Origin of the sequence: Streptomyces fumanus (genome assembly GCF_014655295.1) — a bacterium.
GTDB classification, from domain to species: Bacteria; Actinomycetota; Actinomycetes; order Streptomycetales; family Streptomycetaceae; genus Streptomyces; species Streptomyces fumanus.
In genome coordinates this window covers 388,852-408,296 of sequence record NZ_BNBI01000010.1, presented here as the reverse complement: position 1 = coordinate 408,296, position 19,445 = coordinate 388,852, and the positions used below count along the sequence as shown (strand labels likewise).

Below are 19,445 nucleotides of genomic sequence, written 5' to 3'. Positions count from 1 at the left end.
CTCAGTACCGTCCCTCGAACCAGGCGCGGACGGCGACCGTGTGCAGGGGGAAGGCCAGTTCCTCCGGGCGGCGCAGCAGGTGCCAGCCCGCCGTCTCGTCCGTGGCGGCGGACGGCGGGAGGCCGTCGGCCGGCCGCTCGGGGAGCAGCCCGAACAGCAGCAGGTGGCCGTCGGGCGCGCTCATGGCGTCGGCCAGGCGTACGTCGCGGCTCGCCGCGTCGATGCCGGTCTCCTCCTTGAGTTCGCGGACGACGGCCTGCCGCCAGTCCTCGCGGTCGTCGACATAGCCGCCGGGCAGGGCCGTGCCGCCACGCGCGGGGGACACGGTCCGGGTGATGACCACCAGGGAGGTGCCTTGGGTGTCGTACACGGGCTGGAGGGCGATCGCCACCGGCAGCGGGTTGCGGTACGCCACGGTGCCGCAGGCCGGGCAGGTGCGGGGCCAGCCGGAGACGCCCGCTCCGTAGGGCGTGCCGCAGCTCGAACAGTGGCTGTCCGGCGCGTGGTTGGGGACGGAGGTTTGATTCTCGGACACGCGGCGGACTGTAGCCGATCGTGGAACGGGCGTCTCCGGTGGGCGGCGGCTCAGCGGCGGCCGGTCAGGGACCGGGCCGAGACGGGGAAGTCGAAGTAGGTGTCCGGGTACGCCTCGGGCTTGTAGGTGAAGTGCCACCACTCCTCGGCGAGGTTGACGAAACCGAGCTTCTCCAGGGTGTCCTTCAGCAGCAGCCGGTGGGCGCGCTGGGCGCCCTGGACGCGCGGGTCGAGGGTGTGGGAGAGGGTGTCGAAGCAGTCGTAGCCGGTGCCCATGTCGGCGGAGTTGTCGGGGAAGCGTTCCTCCTGGGGCGCGGTGCAGGGGGCCAGGGGCTCGCCGGGGTGGTAGGGGCGGGTGGGACGGGCCGGGAGCGGGACCAGGGTGAGGTCGACGGTCGAGCCGCGGCTGTGGCCGGACTTCTCGGCGATGTAGCCGTCGGCGAACAGGCGGGACTTGTCGACGTCCGGGTAGAACTCCGCCTTCATCCGCTGATCGTCGAGGTCCTCGGCCCAGCGGACGAAGTGGTCGACGGCGCGCTGCGGCCGGTAGCAGTCGTACACCTTGAGGGAGTAGCCCTGGCGGAGCAGGGCGGTCTGGGCCTGGGCGAGGGCCTCGGCGGCGGGGCGGGTGAGGATGCACAGGGGCTGCCGGTAGCCGTCGATGCGCTCGCCGACGAAGTTGTGCGGGGTGAAGTAGCGGATCTCCTCCAAGACGGTCGGGGCGACGCTCCTGAGGGCGACGAAGTCCCCGGGGGCCTTCGGGTCGTGAACCGCGGCCTGTGCGGTGGCGGGGGCGGTGGTGACGGTGAGCAGGGCGGTGAGGGTGGTGAGGGCGGTGACGAGGGTGCGGAAAGGGGCCGAGAGTCGTGTCATGTCCCCTGCATCTATCAGGAACCTCTCCCGTCACGGAAGTACCTCTCCCGGGCGGTGACCGGGTGGGAAGGGCGCGTGAACGTCTCATGAACTGGGCCTGGGCGTACCCGCGGGGCGCCATCATGCTGCCGTGCCCTCCTGGACGGACAGCCTTCGCTTCGCCTTCCAACCGGTGGTCAACCTGGTCACCGGCGGGGTAGCGGCGCTGGAGATACTCACCCGTCCCCAGGCCGGCGACGTCCTGGCCGAGGCGCGGCGCGATCCCGAACTGGACGGCAGGCTGGCCGTGTCGGCGCTGCGGACGGCCGCCCGCAAGGAGACCCTGCTGCCGCTGCACGTCAACGTGTTCGCGGGCACGCTCGCCGACCTGGGCGGGCTCGGGGCGCTGCGCGACGCGGTGCGGGAGGCGGGGCGGCTGCCCTGGGAGGTGACGATCGACATCGGTCCGCCGTACACCCATGTGCCGTCGCGGGCGCTGCTGGAGGCGGTGGCCTCGGTACGCGAGCAGGGGTTCCGGATCAGCGCGGACGGCATCGGCGACGGGGACGTACCGCTGCGGGTGCTCGCGGATCTCGCGCCCGAGCTGGTGAAGCTGGACGCGTCGCTGCTGGCGCGGCCGGCCGCCGTACGGGCGATGCGGACGCTGTGCGACGGGTTCGGGGCGCTGCTCGCGGTCGAGGGCGTGGAGACGGAGGCGCAGTGCGCGGCGGCGCGGGAGGCCGGGGCGCAGTGGGCGCAGGGCGCGCTGTTCGCGCCGCCGGCCCGGCTGCCCGCGGCGGACGTATACGTTCCGCCGCGCTCCCCCGCCGTCGTGCCGGTGCCGCGGTCGGGGCCGCCGGTACGGGAGTTCGTCCGGCCGGCCGCGCTGCTGCCGGTGACCGCGTCGGCGGGGCGGGTACGGGCGCTGCTGACCGGGTCGCCCGGGGTGTCCGGGGTGGTGCTCGTGGACCGGGCCGGGGTGCCGGTGCGGTCGGTGCACCGGTCCCGGTTCCTGCTGTCGATGTCGGGGCGGTACGGGCACGCGCTGTACGCCGACCGGCCCGCCGTCAGGCTGGGCGACCCGCCGCGGACGGTCGGGATCGACGCCACGGCGTGGGAGGTGCTGGACGTCGTCGCGGTCGGCGGGCGGGACCGGACCTCGGACGACGTGGCCGTCGTCGACGCGGCCGGGCGGTGCGTGGGGGTCGTGCACCTCGCCGATCTGGTACGGGCGCTGGCCGAGACGCGGGTGGAGGAGGCGGCGGGGCTCAATCCGCTGACCCGGCTGCCAGGTTCGGACGCGGTCACCGCCGAGGCGGACCGGTGGCTCGCCCAGGGGCGGGGGTTCGCACTGAGCTGGGTCGACGTGGACGGCTTCAAGCAGATCAACGACACCGCCGGGTTCGCGGCGGGCGACGAGCTGATCCGGGCGGTCGGGCGGGCGCTCCAGGGGCGCGCGGCGGGCACGGCCCGGGTCGGGCACATCGGGGGCGACGACTTCGTGGTGCTGACCGAGGCGGGGGCCGGGGCGGAACTGGAGGCGCTGGTCGCCGGGGTGCTGGACGTGCCCTGGGCGGTCGGCGGGCGGGCCGTCACGCTCTCGGTCGCCACGGTGCTGTGCGGGGCGGGCAGCGTACGGGACCACCGAGAGGCGGCGGCCTGCCTGGCGCCGCTGAAACGGGTCGCCAAGGGGCTGGACGGCGCGAGCTGGGTGGTGGGGTACGCCGGGGCGCGGGAGTACGAGGTGCGGCGGGGGGTGGGGGCGGGGGTCGGGAGGGGGTGGTAGGGGGCGGGGGCGGTCAGGGGGTGCGCCGGCCGGCCGGGGCGGGCAGCGCGGCAGCGGAGGTCGCAGGGGGCCGGTGAGCCGGGTGAAGTGCGGCCGGTCCCCGTGACAGCGGACGGGGGCAACCCGTGTCGTCGGCGAGCTTGACGGTCACCGGGCGCCGGTGAACACTTCCCGGTGTCGGCCGACATCGCCGTACATCTCGGCGTATTCCGGTACGCGCCGCACGGGTCCTCCCGGGTCGGGGCCCGCTGCCCCACGGGCGGTTCGGCCGTGCCGCCGATCGGGCGCGGGACCGCCCCGGGCCCGGCGGCGGGTCGCCAGGGCAGAACGCACGCCGCGCGTGCGCCTAGGAGCCGCCATGAGCAACGGAGACATCTTCGTCGGCGAGGTCATCGGTACGGCGATCCTCATCCTGTTCGGCGCGGGAGTGTGCGCCGCCGTCACCCTGAGGCACAGCAAGGCGCGGGCGTCCGGGTGGGTGGTGATCGCGTTCGGGTGGGGGTTCGGGGTGCTGGCCGGGGCGTACACGGCCGCGCCGCTGTCCGGCGGGCATCTGAACCCGGCCGTCACCGTGGGGATCGCCGTCGACACCGGGGTGTGGGGCAAGGTCTGGGTGTACGTGCTCGGGCAGTTCGTCGGGGCCGTGACCGGCGCCCTGCTGTGCTATGCCGCGTACTTCGCGCAGTTCCGGGCCAACGTGGCGGAGCCGGGGACGGCGGAAGAGCCGGTTCCGACGCTGGGGATCTTCGCCACGATCCCGGAGATTAGGCACCCGGTCGCCAACCTGGTCACCGAGATCGTCGCGACCGTCGGCCTGGTGCTGCCCGTCCTCGCCTTCGGGCTGACCGAGGGGCTCGGCGAGTCCGGCACCCTGGTGCTGATCGTCTCCCTGCTGGTGATCGGCATCGGGCTCTCCCTCGGCGGACCGACCGGCTACGCCATCAACCCCGCGCGCGACCTCGGCCCGCGCCTCACGCACACCTTCCTGCCGATCCCGAACAAGGGCACCTCCGACTGGGGTTACGCGTGGGTGCCGGTCGTCGGGCCGCTGATCGGCGGGGCGCTGGCGGGGCTCCTCTGCAACGCGGCGTTCTGAGGCGGCCCCGGCGCCTCCTCCCGAACAGGACAGCGCAGTGTCAGTGCACCGCAGCCTTCCAACCACCCAGCCCGAGGGGCAGCCATGACGGATCTTGGAGCGAAGTACGTCGCCGCGATCGACCAGGGCACCACGTCGAGCCGCTGCATCATCTTCGACCGGGGCGGCGCCGTCGTCGCCGTGGACCAGCGCGAGCACCGCCAGATCTTCCCCCGACCCGGCTGGGTGGAGCACGACGCGACCGAGATCTGGGCCAGGGTGCGGGCCGTGGTCGCCGGGGCGCTCGCCAGGGCCGGGTTGCGCGCCGGGCAGCTCAGCGCGCTCGGCATCACCAACCAGCGCGAGACGACCGTCCTGTGGGACCGCACGACCGGCAAGCCGGTGCACAACGCGATCGTCTGGCAGGACACCCGTACCTCCGCGCTGTGCCGTCGGCTGGGCGGCGCGGACGGACCGGACCGCTTCCGCGAGGTGACCGGGCTGCCCCTGGCCAGCTACTTCTCCGGGCCCAAGGTGGCCTGGCTGCTGGAGAACGTGCCCGGCCTCAGGGACCGCGCCGAGCGCGGCGAGATCGCCTTCGGCACCATCGACTCCTGGCTGATCTGGAACCTGACCGGCGGCACCGACGGCGGCCGGCACGTCACCGACGTGACCAACGCCGGCCGCACCCTGCTCATGGATCTGCGGACCCTCCAGTGGGACCCCGCCATCCTCTCCGCCATGGACATCCCCGAGGCCGTACTGCCCGAGATCCGCTCCTCGGCCGAGGTGTACGGCACCGCCGTCGGCGAACTCTCCGGCGTGCCCGTGGCCTCGGCGCTGGGCGACCAGCAGGCGGCCGTGTTCGGGCAGACCTGCTACGACGTGGGCACGGCCAAGAACACGTACGGCACCGGCAGTTTCCTGCTGCTCAACACCGGGAACCGGCCGGTGGCGTCCAAGAGCGGGCTGCTGACGACGGTGGGCTACCGGATCGGCGGCGAGGCGCCCGTGTACTGCCTGGAGGGGTCGATCGCGGTCACCGGCGCCCTGGTGCAGTGGTTCCGCGACCAGCTCGGCGTCATCCGCGACGCCGACGAGATCGAACCGCTCGCGGCGAGCGTGCCGGACAACGGCGGCGCCTACATCGTGCCCGCGTTCTCCGGGCTGTTCGCGCCCTACTGGCGTTCCGACGCGCGCGGCGTGGTCACCGGGCTCACCCGGTACGTCACCAAGGCGCACCTCGCGCGGGCGGTGCTGGAGGCGACGAGCTGGCAGACGCGGGAGGTCGTGGACGCCATGTACCAGGACTCCGGGGTGCGGATCACGGCCCTGAAGGTCGACGGCGGGATGACGCGGAACGGCCTTCTGATGCAGCACCAGGCGGACGTCCTGGGCGTGCCCGTGATCCGGCCGCAGGTGTCCGAGACGACCTGCCTGGGCGCGGCGTACGCGGCGGGACTGGCCACCGGGGTCTGGAACGACCTCGACGAACTCAGGGCGCACTGGCGGCAGGACGCCCGGTGGACGCCCGCCATGGCGGCGTCGGTACGGGACCGGGAGTACCGCAACTGGCGCAGGGCCGTGGAGCGGAGCCTCGGCTGGCTGGAGGAGGGCGAAGAGGAGGAGGCGTAGGCACGCGCGCGTGGGTGCGGGCGCCGGGCTGCGGGGCATCGGCCGCGAGGCCGGCGGCGGGCACGCGCGCGTGGCGGCGGGGCGGAACGCGATGACCGGCCACGGCACGCACGCGTGGGGCGCGGTCGCGGGTCAGGTGGTGACCGGGCTGCGGCGGCGGGCCGCGGCGTACGCCATGGCGTGCTGGACGACGCCGACGAGGACCTCCTTGACCGACTCGCGGTCCCGGGCGTCGCACATCACCAGGGGGACGTCGGGGTCGAGGTCGAGGGCCCGGCGGACGTCCTCGGCCGGGTAGCGGGCCGCCCCCTCGAAGCAGTTGACGCCGACGAGGAACGGGATCGACCGCCGTTCGAAGTAGTCGACGGCGGCGAAGCAGTCCTCCAGGCGGCGGGTGTCGGCCAGGACCACCGCGCCGAGCGCCCCCTCGGACAGCTCGTCCCACATGAACCAGAACCGCTCCTGGCCGGGCGTGCCGAACAGGTAGAGCACCAGGTCCTCGCGGAGCGTGATGCGGCCGAAGTCCATGGCCACGGTGGTGGTGTGCTTGCCCTCGACGCCCGTGAGGTCGTCGACCGGGCGCCCGGCCTCGGTGAGCAGTTCCTCGGTGCGCAGCGGCCTGATCTCGCTGACCGCGCCGACGAGGGTGGTCTTGCCCACGCCGAAGCCGCCGGCCACCAGGATCTTGAGCGTGACGGGCTCGACCGGGTGCTTGCCGCCCTTGGAACGCCCGAAGACCATCGTTTCCTTCTCCTCACAGGGCCCGGAGGCCGTTGATCACATCACGCAGAATGCTCTCGTCCGGCAGTTCGGCCGGGGGCACCGGCCGGTTCACGTGCACCAGGTCGGCGGCCACCAGGTCACCGACGAGGACGCGGACCACGCCGATGGGCAGGTCGAGGCCGGCGGCGAGTTCGGCGACCGACTGGGGGGTCTCCCGGCAGCGGCCGACGATGTCGACGTGCTCCGGGGACAGCGTGGTGTCGGCCTCCGGATCGTCCGCGTGCGGCTCCGCGACGACCACCGCGATCAGGTCCAGGCGGTGCTGGGCCGCGCTGGTGGTGCGGCCCCGCGTCATGGCGTACGGACGGACGACGGGTCCGGCCTCGTCGTCGAACCAGTGGAGTCTTGCCTGACCGTCTGCGCTCATGTCATCTCACTACCCGCCCGAGGGCAGATCGGTGCGCGGCGTGGTGCCCAGGTGTGCGCCGACGCGCTTGACGAGGAGGGTCATCTCGTACGCCACCTGCCCCACGTCGGAGTCGGCGTCCGAGAGGACGGCGAGGCAACTGCCGTCGCCGGCGGCGGTCACGAACAGGAAGGCGTCGTCGAGTTCGACGACCGTCTGCCGCACGTCCCCCGCCTCGAAGTGGCGGCCGACGCCCTTGGCGAGGCTGTGGAAGCCGGAGGCCACGGCGGCGAGATGCTCGCTGTCCTCGCGGGTGAGGTCCTTGGACGCCCCCGTGGCCAGTCCGTCCCCGGACAGGACGACGGCCTTGCGGATGCTCGCGACACGGTCGACCAGGTCGTCGAGGAGCCAGTTCAGTTCCCCGTTGGTGGTCGTGGTCCGGCCGGTCGTGTTCGGTGCGGTCATCGACCGTCCCCCTTAGTCGTTCCTTGTGGTGCGTCTGGTGCGGGTGGTGCTGCTTCCGGTTCTGCCGGGGCCTGCGCGCTCCCCGGTGCCGGGTCGTTCGGTGTCCGGTCGTCCTCGGCGTTCTCCCGGCGGCCGCGCTGCCAGCCGCGCTGGAGGGACGCCATGCGGTCGCGTACCTCGTCGGCGTCCCGTTCGGCCGGGTCGGCGCGGTCCCCGGTGCGCCGCTCGGGTTCCTGCCGCAACTGCGGGGCCAGGCTGGCCTGCCGTACCCGCCGGGGCAGACCGCCGGGGGCGGCCGTGTCCTCGGGGGGTGTGCCGCGCCGGCGGCGGGTGGGCAGCGGCGGTGCCCCTTCCGGGGCGGCGGGGCCGTCGGCGGGGGGCGGGGTGTCGCGCCGGGGGCGCTCGGGGACCGGGCGGCCGTGGGAGCTGACCAGCTTCGGGGTGGTACGGCGGGGCAGCGGCACCGGGGCGCCCGGGGTGCCGCTCCGGCCCGGTCGCTCCGCCGCGTCACCGGGGCCGGGGGCCTCGCGGTCGGGCCGGTCGGGCCGACTGGACCGGTCGGGCCGGTCGGCCGGGTCCGGCGTGTCGTGCCGGCCGTGCCGGTCGCCGTAGCGGATGCCCGCCGGTTCGTCCGCCGCCGAGACATGCGGGCGGCGGGGGCGGAGCAGTCCGCCGCGTTCGCCGTCCGGGCCGCCGAGCGGGCCCGGCAGGCCGTCGAGGGCGTCCAGGTCGACGGGGGCCTCCAGTTCGACCGGCCCGTCGAGGACCGAGGCGGGCAGGCCGGACGTCCGTACCGCCGTCTTGGCGAGGGACGGGCGGCCGTCCTCCTTGGCGCGCTGGGGGCGGTCGAGGCGGAAGCCGACGCCGTTGGTGTCGGGCGCGTCCTCCGTCAGCAGCGAATCCGGCAGGAAGACGACCGCGGTGATGCCGCCGTACGGGGAGGGCTGGAGGGAGACGCGGACGTGCTGGCGCTGGGCGAGCCGGCTGACCACGAACAGGCCGAGCCGGTCGGTGTCGGACAGCTCGAACTCGGGGGTCTCGGCGAGCCGGAGGTTGGCGTCGAGCAGGGCGTCGGCCGTCATGCCGAGGCCGCGGTCGTGGATCTCCAGGGTGAAGCCGTTGGCGACCCGCTCGCCCAGCACCTGCACGGCGGTGTGCGGGGGCGAGAACACCGTGGCGTTCTCCAGGAGTTCGGCCACCAGGTGGGTGAGGTCGGCGACGGCGGGCCCGGTGACGGCGATCCGGGGCAGCCGGCGTACCTCGATGCGCTCGTAGTCCTCGACCTCGGCGACCGCCGCGCGGACGACGTCCATGAGCTGGACGGGCTTGCGCCACTGCCGGGAGGGCGCGGCGCCGGAGAGGATGACCAGGCCCTCGGCGTGCCGGCGCATACGAGTGGTGAGGTGGTCCAGGCGGAACAGGTCGGCCAGTTCCTCGGTGTCCTCGGTCCGGCGTTCCATGGTGTCCAGGAGGGTGAGCTGGCGGTGCAGCAGGACCTGGCTGCGGCGGGCGAGGTTGACGAAGACCTCGGAGACGCCCGCGCGGAGTTCGGCCTGTTTGACGGCGGCCTCCACGGCGGCCCGCTGGAGGGTGTTGAGGGCCTGGCCGACCTCGCCGATCTCGTTCTTGTCGTACTCCAGGCGCGGGACCTCGGTCTCCACGTCGACCTGCTCGCCCGCCGACAGCCGGCGCATCACGCTGGGCAGGCGGACGCCGGACGCCTCGTGGGCCTCCAGGCGGAGCTTCTTGAGGTCGCGGATGAGGCTCCGGCCGACCCGCACCGACAGGAACAGGGAGAACAGCAGGGCGACGACGCCGAGGGTGCCGGCGACGGCCGCCTTGGTGATGACGGCCATGGCGACCGGTTCGGCGCGGTCCTCGTAGCGCTCGGCGGCCTCGTCGTCGTAGCCGCCGAGTTCGTCCAGCACGTCCCCGGCGACGGTGTCCCAGCTCTTGGCGTCGATGCCGCCGGGCGTGCCGGAACCGGCGGAGATGACCGCGTCCTCGGCGGCGCGCAGGGGGGCGGAGGAGGCGTTCTGCCAGAACCGCTCGTAGCGTTCGCGCTCCGCGACGGGCAGCAGCGGCAGGGTGATGTCGTACAGCATGGTGCGCTGGGCGACCAGGTCGGAGACGTCGTCGACCTCGTCGCGGGTGACGCTGCCGGTGACCAGGGCGGCGCCGAGCTGGGCGTCCTCGCGGGAGAGCAGCTCACGCGCGCGTGAGAGGTTGACCAGGGCGCGGTACTGCTTGTCCATCGCGACGTTGTCGATGACGCTGAGGTCGGCGAGGAGCACGTGGCAGGGGTCGACCAGGCGGTTGTAGAAGCCGAGGGCCTGGTCGCGGTCGACGGTGCCGTCCTCGACGCCGCGCCGCAGCGCCCGGATGCCGTCGAAGGCGTCCAGGGCGGCGGTCAGCCGCTCGTCCTCGCCCTGGTTCAGGGCGTCGCGGACATCGGGGTCGGCGGCGTTGCCGCGGATCTTCGCGATGGCCTTGTCGGTGGCGGTGCGGCTGCGCCGGAGGGCGGCCAGGCCGTCGGAGGAGCGGGGGTCGGCCAGGTAGACCAGGGTCTGGCGGCGCTCCTGCTGCAGGACACGGACGGTGTCCTGCACGGGGTAGCCGATCTCCTCGATCAGGGTGGAGACGGTGAACAGCCGGCTCGCCTCGCGCCAGGTGAGCACCGTGGCGAAGGCCCAGATCACGGTCAACGACACCAGCGGCACGAGAAGCAGCGCCACGATCTTCCGGCGGATCGACTTCCCGCGAAAGCGCATGGCCTCCCCCAGCTCGACCCCCACCGGCAGGGGCACGGATGTACGTCAACAAACGGCGCGAGCCTACTACTCACCCCCGGATAACTCGAAGACCCGTCCGGACGGCGAACTCCCCGGTGCACGGCGCGGGATGGTCAGTTGTCCGGCCATTGCGGGAGATTGCCCCCGGGGACCGGAGGACGGGCGCGGGGGCCGGCCGGACGGCGCGGGGGCCGGTTGGCCGGAATTCTTCGCCTCTCGGCCATCTTCCGGGATTCTCCGGGAATCTTGAACAGGGGCCGGTCGTCTTACTGTTCGGGAGAGGGAGGCGGAATCGGCCACGGGGGCCGCATCCCGCGTCCGTGCGGCGTGAATCGGTGCGAGCCGGGCAGCCACAGGGGAGTCGGGTCCTTCGGGACAGGGCTGGCGGTCTGACCGGCGGTGGGGAGTGACACGGTGATGGGCACGGTGGGGCGTCGTGAGGCGCCCGATGACAGCGGGACGGTCCGGCCGGGGGCGCGGCGCGGCCCCCGGGCACCGGAGCGGAGAATCCCGGCGGCCGGACCGGGCGTCCGGCGGGAGGCCGGCGAGCGGGGCCGCGCGGGGCACGGGTACCGGCCGTTGTGGGTGGAGGAGCCGGCCCGGCGGCGCCGGCTGCCGGACCCGGTGCGGACGGCGGCCGTACGGGCGGTGCTGATCGTCGCCCTGACGCTGATCCAGGCGATGGTGGCCTTCCTGGCCACGCTGGCCGGGTCCTGGCTGGCGTTCCCCATGGTGATCAGCAGTGTGGCCAGCACGGTGGTCGCCACCTGGGGGGTGCTCGACGTCTGGGTGACCCGGCAGGTGTGGAACCAGCGGCACGGTGTGGTGTCGGTCCCGAGCAGCACCGCGCGGGCACTGCGGCGGGAGCGCCGCCGGGCCCGCCGGCAGGCCCGGGCCACCGAGCGCACGCGGGAACGGATACGGGGGCGGATACGGCGGCGGGGCGGCGCGGGGCAGTTGTCCCACCCCTAGGCGCACCGCCCCCGCCCGCCGGCACCGGGCCGCACGGCTCGTCCGCGCGGCCCGGTGGCGGTGTCAGGCGGGCCGCTTGTACATACGGGTGGCCGTGATCTCGCTGTGCACGGCCTCCCCCTCACCGGCCGGGGCCACCTGGGGCAGGCCGGGCCGCAGGTGTTCCTCCACGCTGATGTACTTCAGTCCGGCGCGCAGGTCGGCGTCGTTGCGCAGCCGGATCACCAGGGGGAACTCGGCGAGCGCGGTGGTGTCGAACAGGCCCGTGGTGTAGAGGAGCTGCACCCCGAGCGCGTCGGACACGGCCCGCTGGAGTTCCAGCAGATACGTGGCGTTGGCGCGGCCGATGGGGTTGTCGAGGAACAGGGTGCCGGCGTGCCGGTGCTTGTCCCGGCCCCGGTCGTTGGAGCGCAGCGCGGCCATCGTGCAGTACAGGGCGATGGCGGCGGTGAGCAACTGCCCGCCGGAGAACACGTCGCCCATCTGCCCGACGGGGACCCGCTCGGCGCGCAGCACCGCGTCGGGCTTGAGGATCTCCACGGCGACGCCCTTGGGCTGCAGGGCCGCCGCCACTCCGCGCAGCAGCAGGGACATGCCGTCGCGCCGCAGGTCGGAGTTCTTCCTCACGGCCGACCGGGTCGCCTCGTCGATCACCTCGCCGAGCCGCTCGGTGAGGGTGGCCTGGTCGGGTTCCTCGAAGCGGATGCGGAGGAACTCCTGCCCGGACCACTCGCCGAGCCCCTCCGGCAACCGGGAGAGCCGCTGGGCGGAGCGCAGGGTGGCGAGGGCGGATTCGACGAGGCCGCGCAGCCGGTCCACGATCGAGTCGCGGTTGCGTTCCAACTGGGCGAGTTCGTCGGTGAGGACGCGCAGCCGGGGCGCGAAGGCGTCCGCCCACTTCTGCGCGTGCTCGGGCAGCGCGGAGGCGGGCAGTTCGCGGATCTGCTGCCGCGCGGGGGTGCGGACCTGTTCGTAGCGCGTGGAGTTGGCGTGCCGGACCAGGATGTCGCTGGCCTCGCGGACGGCGGCGTCGGCGGCGGACAGGTCGGCGGCGCAACTGCGCAGCGAGCGGCGGGTCTCGGCGGCGGACTGCCGGGCCTCCTCCAGGGTGCCGGGGTAGGGCTCGGGGTCCTCCTGGTCCTCCTCGGCGTGCTCGCGCAGCAGGTCGCGGAGCATGGCGGCGATCTCGTCGAAGCCGCCGGCCGCGTCCTCGGCGGCGCGGTGCGCGTCGAGCAGCTCGGCGTGCGCCTCGCGGGCCTGGGCCAACTCCTCGGTGCGGGAGGCGAGTTCGGCGGTGGCGGTGCGCAGCAGCGTCTGCGCGTGCTCGGCGTCGCGCGGGAGGAGGTCCTCGGGCAGCTCGGTGTGGGCCTCGCCGTCCTCGGGGGCGAGCCGCTCGGCCTCGCCGCGCAGCCGGCCGAGTTGCTCGCTGGCGCCGGTCATCCGGGTCTCCAGCACCTGCACCAGTTCCTCGGCGCGGGCGGCGGCGGCCTGCCGGGACGGCCCGTCGGAGCCGTCGGGCGACTGCAGGAGCTGCTCGGCGCGGGTGCGGACCTTGTTGCTGAGCCGGTCCAGCTCGGCGCGGGCGGCGCTCTCGTCGCTCTCCGCGCGGGCCTGCTCGGCCCTCAGGTCGGCGCCGACGCCGACCTTCTCGTACACCTGCGAGGCGGCCCGGTACGCCTCCCGCAGCGCGGGCAGCGACGCGGCGGGCGCCGGTGCGCCGTCCTCCGGTACGTCGTCGGGGGCGCCGGCGATCTCGGAGCGCTCGGCGCGCAGCGCGCGGGCGGTGCGGCGGGCGTCGTCGGCGGCGCGCTGGGCGGCGCGGCGGTCCTCGTCGGCGGATCGGGCCCGCTCCAGGCAGCTCTGGGCGCGGGCCTCGGCCTCGGCGGCCTCGTCGGCCAGCTCCCGCAGTCTGGCCTGCCAGCCGGCCCGTTCGCGCAGCCGGAAGGCGAGTCCGGCGAGGGCGTCGGCGGCGCGGCGGGCCTTCTGCGCGGCCTCCTGGCGTTCGTCGCGGACCCGGACGGCCTCGGCGGCGGCCTCGTCGGCCTCCGCGCGGGCGGTGCGGGCCTCGGTCAGCTCGGCCTCGGACTCCTCGGCGAAGGCGCCCGCCTCCTCGGCGGCGCGGGCCAGTTCGGCGAGCCGGCCGGGCGGGCAGCCGGTGCGCCAGGAGGCGAGGCGGGCGGCCAGCTCGCGGTCCTTGCCGAGCCGGGCGGCGAGGGCGCGGATCTCCTCGTCGCGGGCGGTCGCCCGGGCGCGCAGCGCGTGCCGTTCCTCGTCGGCGGCCCGTTCGTCGTGCATGGCCGGGTTCGGCGGGACGAGGAACACCTCGCCGTCGCCGGTCCCGGCGGCGGGGGCGGGGGCGAGCAGGGCGGCGGCCGTGCCGACGGCGACGGCGGAGCGGGGCAGCAGGGCCGCGTCACCGAGGGCCTCGCGGGCGCGGGCGTGCGAGCCGGGGTCGGTGATGATCACGCCGTCGACCAGTTCGGGCCGGGCGGCCAGCACGCGTGCGTGGTCGGCGGGGTCGACGGCCTGGGCGAGGTAGCGCCAGCCGGGCAGGGCGGGGATGCCGTGCTCGCCGAGGTACTCCACGGTGGCCAGGACGTCGGGGCCGGGCGGCAGCAGCCCGCCGTCGCCGAGGGCGCCGAGGATGCGGGCGTCGTCGGCGGCGGCGGTGCGCAGCTCGAACAACTGGCGTTCGGCGGCGGAGACGGCGTCGTCGAGCAGCTCGCGCAGCTCCTCGGCGAACCGGTCGAGTTCCTCGGCGGTCAGGGCGGCGGGGGCGGTGCCGTCGGTGGCGGGCGCGCCGGTGACGGGGGCGTCGGGCCGGGGGGTGCGGCCGGGGTTCTGCCGGGGGCCGGGGATGCCGGGGCGGCCGTCCGGGGCGGCCAGGCCGAGCAGCTCCGCCAGCCGTTCCTCGGCGGCCAGGGCCTCGGCGGTGCGGCGCTCGGCCTCGTGGGCGCGGGCGGCGGCGGTGGCCGCGTCCGCCGCGCGGGCCGCGGTCAGTTCGGCGCGGCTCTCGGCGGCGGCGGCCTCGCGCGCGTGCTCGGTGGCCCGGCGGGCCGCCTCCCGCGCGGTGTCCCAGGCGGCGACGGCGGTCTTCTCGGCGTCGCTGGCGGCGAGGGCGGCGCGGGCCGGGTCGGCGTCGGGGGCGCTGTCGTCGAGCCAGCCGGCGCGGACGGCCTCGGCGGTCTCCTGCTCGACCTCGGTGAGCCGCTGGCGCAGGTGTCCGGCCTCGCTGCGGGCGCGCTGCGCCTCGGTGGCGGCGGCGGTGGCGTCCCGGTGGGCGGTGTCGCCGGTCTCCTGGAGGACGGCGGACCGCTCCTCCTCCTCGTTGGCCTGGGCCTCGGCCTTCCCGGCCGCCGCGTGCAGGGCGCGGACCAGGTCGACGGCGGCCCTGGCGCGGGCGGCGAGGGCGGGGGCGGCGTCCCGCTCGGCCTCCTGGATCGCGGCGGACACCCGGGCGACCCGGTCGGCGGCGGCGCGGTGGCGCAGTACCGCCTCGGCGGCCTGCCAGGCGGCGTGCAGGGTGCGGGCGTCGGCCAGCTCGCGCTTCTGCGCGGCGGCGGACTTCTCGGCGGCGGCGAGGGCCAGCGAGGCGTGCCGGTAGGCGAGTTCGGCGGCGACCAGCGCGGCGCGCTCCCGGGCCGACCCGGCGTGGGTGACGGCGGACGCGGCGGCGGTGACGCGCTGGGCGAGGTCGGCGGCGCGGACCCGCTCCTGGGCGCCGCGCGCCGAGAGGCGGCGGGCGAGGGTCCTGGTGCGGCGCTCGGCGGCGGTGTGGATCTCCCGCGCGCGGGTGCGGGCGTCGGCGGCCTCCACGATCCGGCCGAGCAGGTCGACGCTGCCCGCGGTGAAGTCCCGTTCGGCGATCAGCTCGGCGCGCCGGCCCAGCTTGTTGCCGAAGCCGCTGACCAGGTCGGCGAGTCCGTCGGTGTCGCGGGTGTCGGTGACGGCGCGCAGCAGCAGATCGGTGAAGTCGGCGTCCTTCTTGACGGCGAAAAGGCCGGCGGCCTCGCCCTCGTCGGCGTTCATCTCCCGCTGGTAGCGGAAGAGTTCGGGATCCAGACCGAGGTCGCCGAGGTGCTCGGTCCAGCGCTCGTGGATCTCCTCCCAGTGCACCTCCAGGTGCGGGGACGCCTTGCCCGCCTCGGTGAGCGCGTCCCGGAAGCCCTTCATGGTGCGCCGCCGGCCCCGCGCCCCGGAGACGCCCTCGACGGGCGGGCGTACGGCGGTGGACTCGGCGACGGGGAGGTTGTCCAGGGAGAGTCCGGGGCCGGGCCGGAAGGAGTACCACGCCTCGGCGAACTTCCGCGGGTCGTTGGAGACCTGGCGGCCGCGCCACTCGCTGACCTTGCCGACGACGACGCACTCGCCGGTCAGCACGTGCTGCCACTCCAGGGCCACGTGCCCGCAGTCGTCGGCGAGCAGGAACTTGCGCAGCACGCCGGAGCTGGCGCCGCCCAGGGTGTTGCGGTGGCCGGGCAGCATCACCGAGAAGATCAGCTTCAGCAGGACGGACTTGCCGCCGCCGTTCTCCAGGAAGAGCACGCCGGCGGGCGCGGGGCGGCGCGGCGGGCCGACCGGCTCCTTCTCGAAGAACTCCGCCTGCGCGGGCGCGGGGTCGGGCACGGGCTCGCCGACGCCCCGCAGGTCAAGCACGGTGTCGGCGTAGCGCGCACCGGCGGGCCCGATGGAGTAGAGGCGGACCCGGGACAGCTCGTACATGGCGGACTCTCGTCAGTCTTTGCGTCGTCGTGGGGGGATGGGGTCAGGCGGAGTGGAACGGCAGGCCGGCGTCGGCCACCAGATCCAGGTCGTCGGTGTCCTCGGGGGGCAGCAGGGTCGGCGTGCCGTCGGTGACCGGGACGACGCCCAGCTCCAGCAGCTCGGCCAGCGCGGCGCTGCCGGCCAGGTCGCGCACCTGGAGCTGGTAGCGGGCCGTCGTGCGGTACGTACCGCCGTGCTCGTCGCCGGTGCGCTGGAGGAAGCCCGAGTCGGTGAGGAAGGCGACGGCCTTGCCGACGATGCCGGTGGTGGAGCCGGGGAGTCTGCGGGCGTCCTTGGTGGCGCCGGCGGCACTGCGCCGGGCCCAGATCCGCCAGGCGGCCTCCAGGCCGGGGGCGTCGCTGACCGGGTCGGTGTTCTCGCCCTGTTCGGCGGCGCGCTCCTCCAGGCGGTGGCATGCCTGGCGGACGAAGGAGTCGACGCCGTTGACGGTGACGCGGCCGATGTAGCCGTCGTCGGCGAGGTCCTCGGGGCGGGGGAACGCCATGGCGGCGACGGCGAGATGGGCCAGTCCGTGCAGGAAGCGGTCGCCGGAGTCGGCGGCGGCGCGGCGCGCGTAGTCGCCCATGCGGACGGCGAACACCGAGTCCTCGGCGGCGGTCACGGCCATGCCCGCGCGGGGGGACACCTCCAGCACGACCAGCCCGAGGCCGGCCGCGACGGCGTCGGCGAGCCGGGCGAACGGGGGGTCCTCGCGGTAGCGGCGGAGCAGGTCGGCGTACTCCTGGTCGCGGGCGGGCAGCAGCTTGGGCTGGAGGCCGAAGGCGACCAGCCGGGCCGCGTCGGCGGCATCGGCGGGCGTGACCGCCGCGGCGGCCGGCGCGGCGCCCGAAGGCTCCGGTTCGCTCCAGTCGGCGGGCTCGGTCACGGTCGGTACTCCTTGCTGCGGGGGTGCTTGTGGGTGTGCGCGGCGCTCACGCCGCCTCCGTCCGGTCGGCGGCCATGCCGGCCGCGTCCAGCAGGGCCGTGCCCACGATGAGGTCGGCGCCGCCGAACTCGGGGTCGTCCAGCTCGGTGCCGTCGTCGACGGCGAAGAGCAGCTTGCGCTCGCCCTGCCGGTAGGCGGTGCCGACCGGCGGGCTGGCCGCGTGGACCGCCAGCAGGGCCACGAGGTAGGCCAGGTCCGGGTCGCCCGTCGCGCGGGCCTCGGCGAGCAGCCCGGAGAGCCGGCGCGGCGCGTCGTGCGGCAGGTCGAGCAGCTCCATGGCGGCGGCGAGCTGCTCCTCGCTGAACCGGCTGTCGTCGGGGGTGGCGATCAGGTCGGGCTCGGGCATCTCGGCGCCCAGGTGCTCCCGCTCGACGGGCGGTGTCAGCAGGATGTCGACGAGGTCGCCGACCCGGACGGAGACCGGCGTACGCAGCCCGGTGCCGTGGGCGAAGAACGCGTCGGTGACCCGCAGCGCGCCCTCCAGGGGCAGCGGCAGCACGGGCGCGAGCAGGTGGCCGTAGAGGTCGATCCCCGAGGCGGCCAGGGGTGTGGCGAACGCCTGCCGGTCCTGCTCGGCGCGGAACAGGGGCCCGGCCTCCAGCAGCCGGGACTGGAGCTGGGTGTGCCGACGGATGCAGTCCTTGACGATGTCGACCAGTTCGGCCGCGCGGCGCTTGTGCTCGGGGTCCTCGGACTCGTCGCGGGCCTTGCGGATGTTGGTGAGGATCGCGTTCTCGTGGCGGTACCGGTCGGCGACGTGGTCGAGGGCCTCGGCGATCATGTCGGGGACGGCGTGGAGCCAGTCCACCGCGCGGACGTTGCGCCGGGTGGCGTCGAGGGCCTTGCGGAGGGTCTCGGAGTACTGCACGGTCCGGTACCGGGCCTGCTCGGCGGCCAACTGGGCGTCGGCGAGCCGGCCCCGGCTGATCAGCACCTCCAGCTTGACCTCGGCGGCGATCTGCGCGCTGGTGACGTCGGTGTCCAGGGCGCCCACCAGGACGTTGACCGCCTCGTCGGTGGTGCGCAGGTAGACGGTGCCGCCGGGGCCGGGGACCTCCTCCAGCAGCTTGAAGTCGTAGTCGCGGCGCACATAGGTGCCGTCGGGGTCGAACGTGCCGTACACCGCGCGGAAGCCGCGGTCGACGCTGCCGACGTTGATCAGGTTCTCCAGGACCCAGCGGGCCACCCGCTCGTGCTCGGCGGCGGGGCGGCGCGGGGCCTGGGCGGCGACGCGCGGGACCAGCCGGGCCACGATCTGGTCGTGGTCGGCGCCGGTGTCGAAGTCCATGTTGAGCGTGACCAGATCGATGGCGGCGAGGGCGATCTCCGCCATGCCGTACACCGAGTACTCACCGGCGAGATTGGCCTTGCGGGCGTCGAGGTCGTGCAGGGGGGCGGTGCAGGCGAGCGCGCGCAGGCGCCGCGCCAGTCCCTCGTCGGCGGCCGGGCCCGTCGCGGGGCGCGGCCCCGCGCTGAGCTGGGGCGGAACGCTGTCCGTCGGTGCAGGCGAAGTCACGGTGCACAGACTAGGTGCTAGGTCTGACAACGACCCAAACGGTACGCACGCCCCCGGCCGCACGGGCGTCCGGGCACCGCGACGACCGCCTCACGGGAGCCCGGCCAGCGCCCCAGCGCCCCCGGGGCCCGCGGCGGACACCCCGTGAGCCCCGAGCCCTCCCGTCCCCCGGCCGGAAGCTCCGCCCCAGCCCCAGCCTTCGCCCCCGCCCCCGCCCTCGCCCCCGCCGGCGTCAGCCGTCCTCGCCCACCCGCCGCCGGTACACCTCCACGAGCCTCTCCTGCGAGTTCGCGAGGTACACCGCGAGCAACCGCTCGGCGCCGTCGCGGTCGCCCGCCCGGAGCGCCTGGAGGATCTCGTGGTTGCGGGCGAGGTACGGCTCGTGCAGGGCCCGCCAGTCGTCCACCACGTGGAAGGCGAGGCGGAGTTCGGCGAAGACGCTGCGCATCACCTCGTCGGTGCGCTCGCTGCCGGCCAGGGCGACCAGTTCCCGGTGGAAGTGGATGTTGGCCGTACCCACCCGTTTCCAGTCACCCTCGCGGGCCCCCCGCCGGCCCTCCTCGACCGACCCGGCCAGCGCGTCCAGCGCGTACGGCGGCTCGCCGAGGCCGCGGACGACGGCGCACTCCACGAGGGTGCGGGTGCGGTAGATGTCCTCGACGTCGTCGACGGTCAGGACCCGGACGAAGACCCCCCGGTTCAGTTCGTGCACCAGCAGCCGCTCGTGGGTGAGCAGCCGGAACGCCTCGCGCAGCGTGTTGCGGGAGACGCCGAGGGCGCCGCCGATGCTGTCCTCCGACAGCCGGGTCCCGGGCGGGAAGAAGCCTTCGGAGATCCGGCTCCTGAGGATGTCCGAGACCCGCTCGGCGGTGCTGGTGCGCCCCAGGAGCGCCCGGTCGTCCGCGAGTTGCGCGAGCTGCTCTGCCATGCCCGGAATTCAACCGCAGACACAGGAACGAAACAACATGGGTATTGAGGG

14 protein-coding genes are annotated in these 19,445 nt (G+C 74.9%); 4 read left to right on the top strand and 10 right to left on the bottom strand.

From position 1 onward, the window contains the following. Position 1: 1 nt before the first annotated feature. Entirely contained in the window at positions 2-535 is a 534-nt protein-coding gene (locus IE316_RS23990; protein ID WP_190206512.1) for an NUDIX domain-containing protein, read from the bottom strand. Positions 536-585: 50 nt separating this feature from the next. Continuing rightward, positions 586-1,407, bottom strand: a complete 822-nt coding sequence (locus IE316_RS23985) for a M15 family metallopeptidase (RefSeq protein WP_190206511.1) — start codon at positions 1,405-1,407, stop codon at positions 586-588. Positions 1,408-1,537: 130 nt separating this feature from the next. Between IE316_RS23985 and IE316_RS23980 the strand changes: the two genes are divergently transcribed. The 3 genes from IE316_RS23980 to glpK all read left to right on the top strand — a co-directional run bounded on the left by IE316_RS23980 (position 1,538) and on the right by glpK (position 5,882). Continuing rightward, positions 1,538-3,172 (top strand): GGDEF domain-containing protein, encoded by a 1,635-nt coding sequence (locus tag IE316_RS23980; RefSeq protein ID WP_190206510.1) that lies wholly within the window; start codon positions 1,538-1,540, stop codon positions 3,170-3,172. A gap of 358 nt (positions 3,173-3,530) precedes the next feature. Continuing rightward, on the top strand, positions 3,531-4,268 hold the full coding sequence (locus IE316_RS23975) for an MIP/aquaporin family protein (RefSeq protein ID WP_190206509.1): 738 nt from the start codon (positions 3,531-3,533) through the stop codon (positions 4,266-4,268). Between the two features lie 84 nt (positions 4,269-4,352). Beyond that, entirely contained in the window at positions 4,353-5,882 is a 1,530-nt protein-coding gene (gene glpK, locus IE316_RS23970; RefSeq protein ID WP_190206508.1) for a glycerol kinase GlpK, read from the top strand. Positions 5,883-6,014: 132 nt separating this feature from the next. Here the strand turns inward: glpK and IE316_RS23965 are convergent, their stop codons facing one another. Genes IE316_RS23965 through IE316_RS23950 form a run of 4 tightly spaced genes read right to left on the bottom strand, consistent with a single transcriptional unit; the run spans position 6,015 to position 10,247 of the window. After that, positions 6,015-6,623, bottom strand: coding sequence for a GTP-binding protein (locus IE316_RS23965; protein ID WP_190206507.1), 609 nt, complete (start codon positions 6,621-6,623; stop codon positions 6,015-6,017). A 13-nt stretch (positions 6,624-6,636) separates the two neighbouring features. Further along, complete coding sequence (locus IE316_RS23960; RefSeq protein WP_190206506.1) at positions 6,637-7,032, bottom strand: DUF742 domain-containing protein; 396 nt, start codon at positions 7,030-7,032, stop codon at positions 6,637-6,639. Positions 7,033-7,041: 9 nt separating this feature from the next. Next, positions 7,042-7,476 (bottom strand): roadblock/LC7 domain-containing protein, encoded by a 435-nt coding sequence (locus IE316_RS23955; RefSeq protein ID WP_190206505.1) that lies wholly within the window; start codon positions 7,474-7,476, stop codon positions 7,042-7,044. Beyond that, a complete protein-coding gene (locus IE316_RS23950) occupies positions 7,473-10,247 on the bottom strand; it encodes a nitrate- and nitrite sensing domain-containing protein (protein ID WP_190206504.1) in 2,775 nt (924 codons plus the stop codon). Before IE316_RS23950 ends, IE316_RS23955 begins: the two co-directional genes overlap by 4 nt. A 438-nt stretch (positions 10,248-10,685) precedes the next feature. Between IE316_RS23950 and IE316_RS23945 the strand changes: the two genes are divergently transcribed. Then, positions 10,686-11,240, top strand: a complete 555-nt coding sequence (locus IE316_RS23945) for a hypothetical protein (RefSeq protein ID WP_190206503.1) — start codon at positions 10,686-10,688, stop codon at positions 11,238-11,240. A 63-nt stretch (positions 11,241-11,303) separates the two neighbouring features. Here IE316_RS23945 and IE316_RS23940 read toward each other — a convergent pair whose 3' ends face one another. The 4 genes from IE316_RS23940 to IE316_RS23925 all read right to left on the bottom strand — a co-directional run bounded on the left by IE316_RS23940 (position 11,304) and on the right by IE316_RS23925 (position 19,394). Continuing rightward, positions 11,304-15,962: a hypothetical protein gene (locus IE316_RS23940; protein ID WP_190206502.1), complete on the bottom strand. Its 4,659-nt coding sequence runs from the start codon at positions 15,960-15,962 to the stop codon at positions 11,304-11,306. Positions 15,963-16,005: 43 nt separating this feature from the next. Beyond that, on the bottom strand, positions 16,006-16,890 hold the full coding sequence (locus IE316_RS23935) for a hypothetical protein (RefSeq protein ID WP_190206501.1): 885 nt from the start codon (positions 16,888-16,890) through the stop codon (positions 16,006-16,008). A 46-nt stretch (positions 16,891-16,936) separates the two neighbouring features. Continuing rightward, a complete protein-coding gene (locus IE316_RS23930) occupies positions 16,937-18,466 on the bottom strand; it encodes a hypothetical protein (protein WP_190206500.1) in 1,530 nt (509 codons plus the stop codon). A gap of 232 nt (positions 18,467-18,698) precedes the next feature. Next, positions 18,699-19,394 carry a GntR family transcriptional regulator gene (locus IE316_RS23925; protein WP_190206499.1) on the bottom strand — a complete coding sequence of 232 codons (696 nt, stop codon included), beginning with the start codon at positions 19,392-19,394 and terminating at the stop codon, positions 18,699-18,701. Positions 19,395-19,445 lie beyond the last annotated feature (51 nt).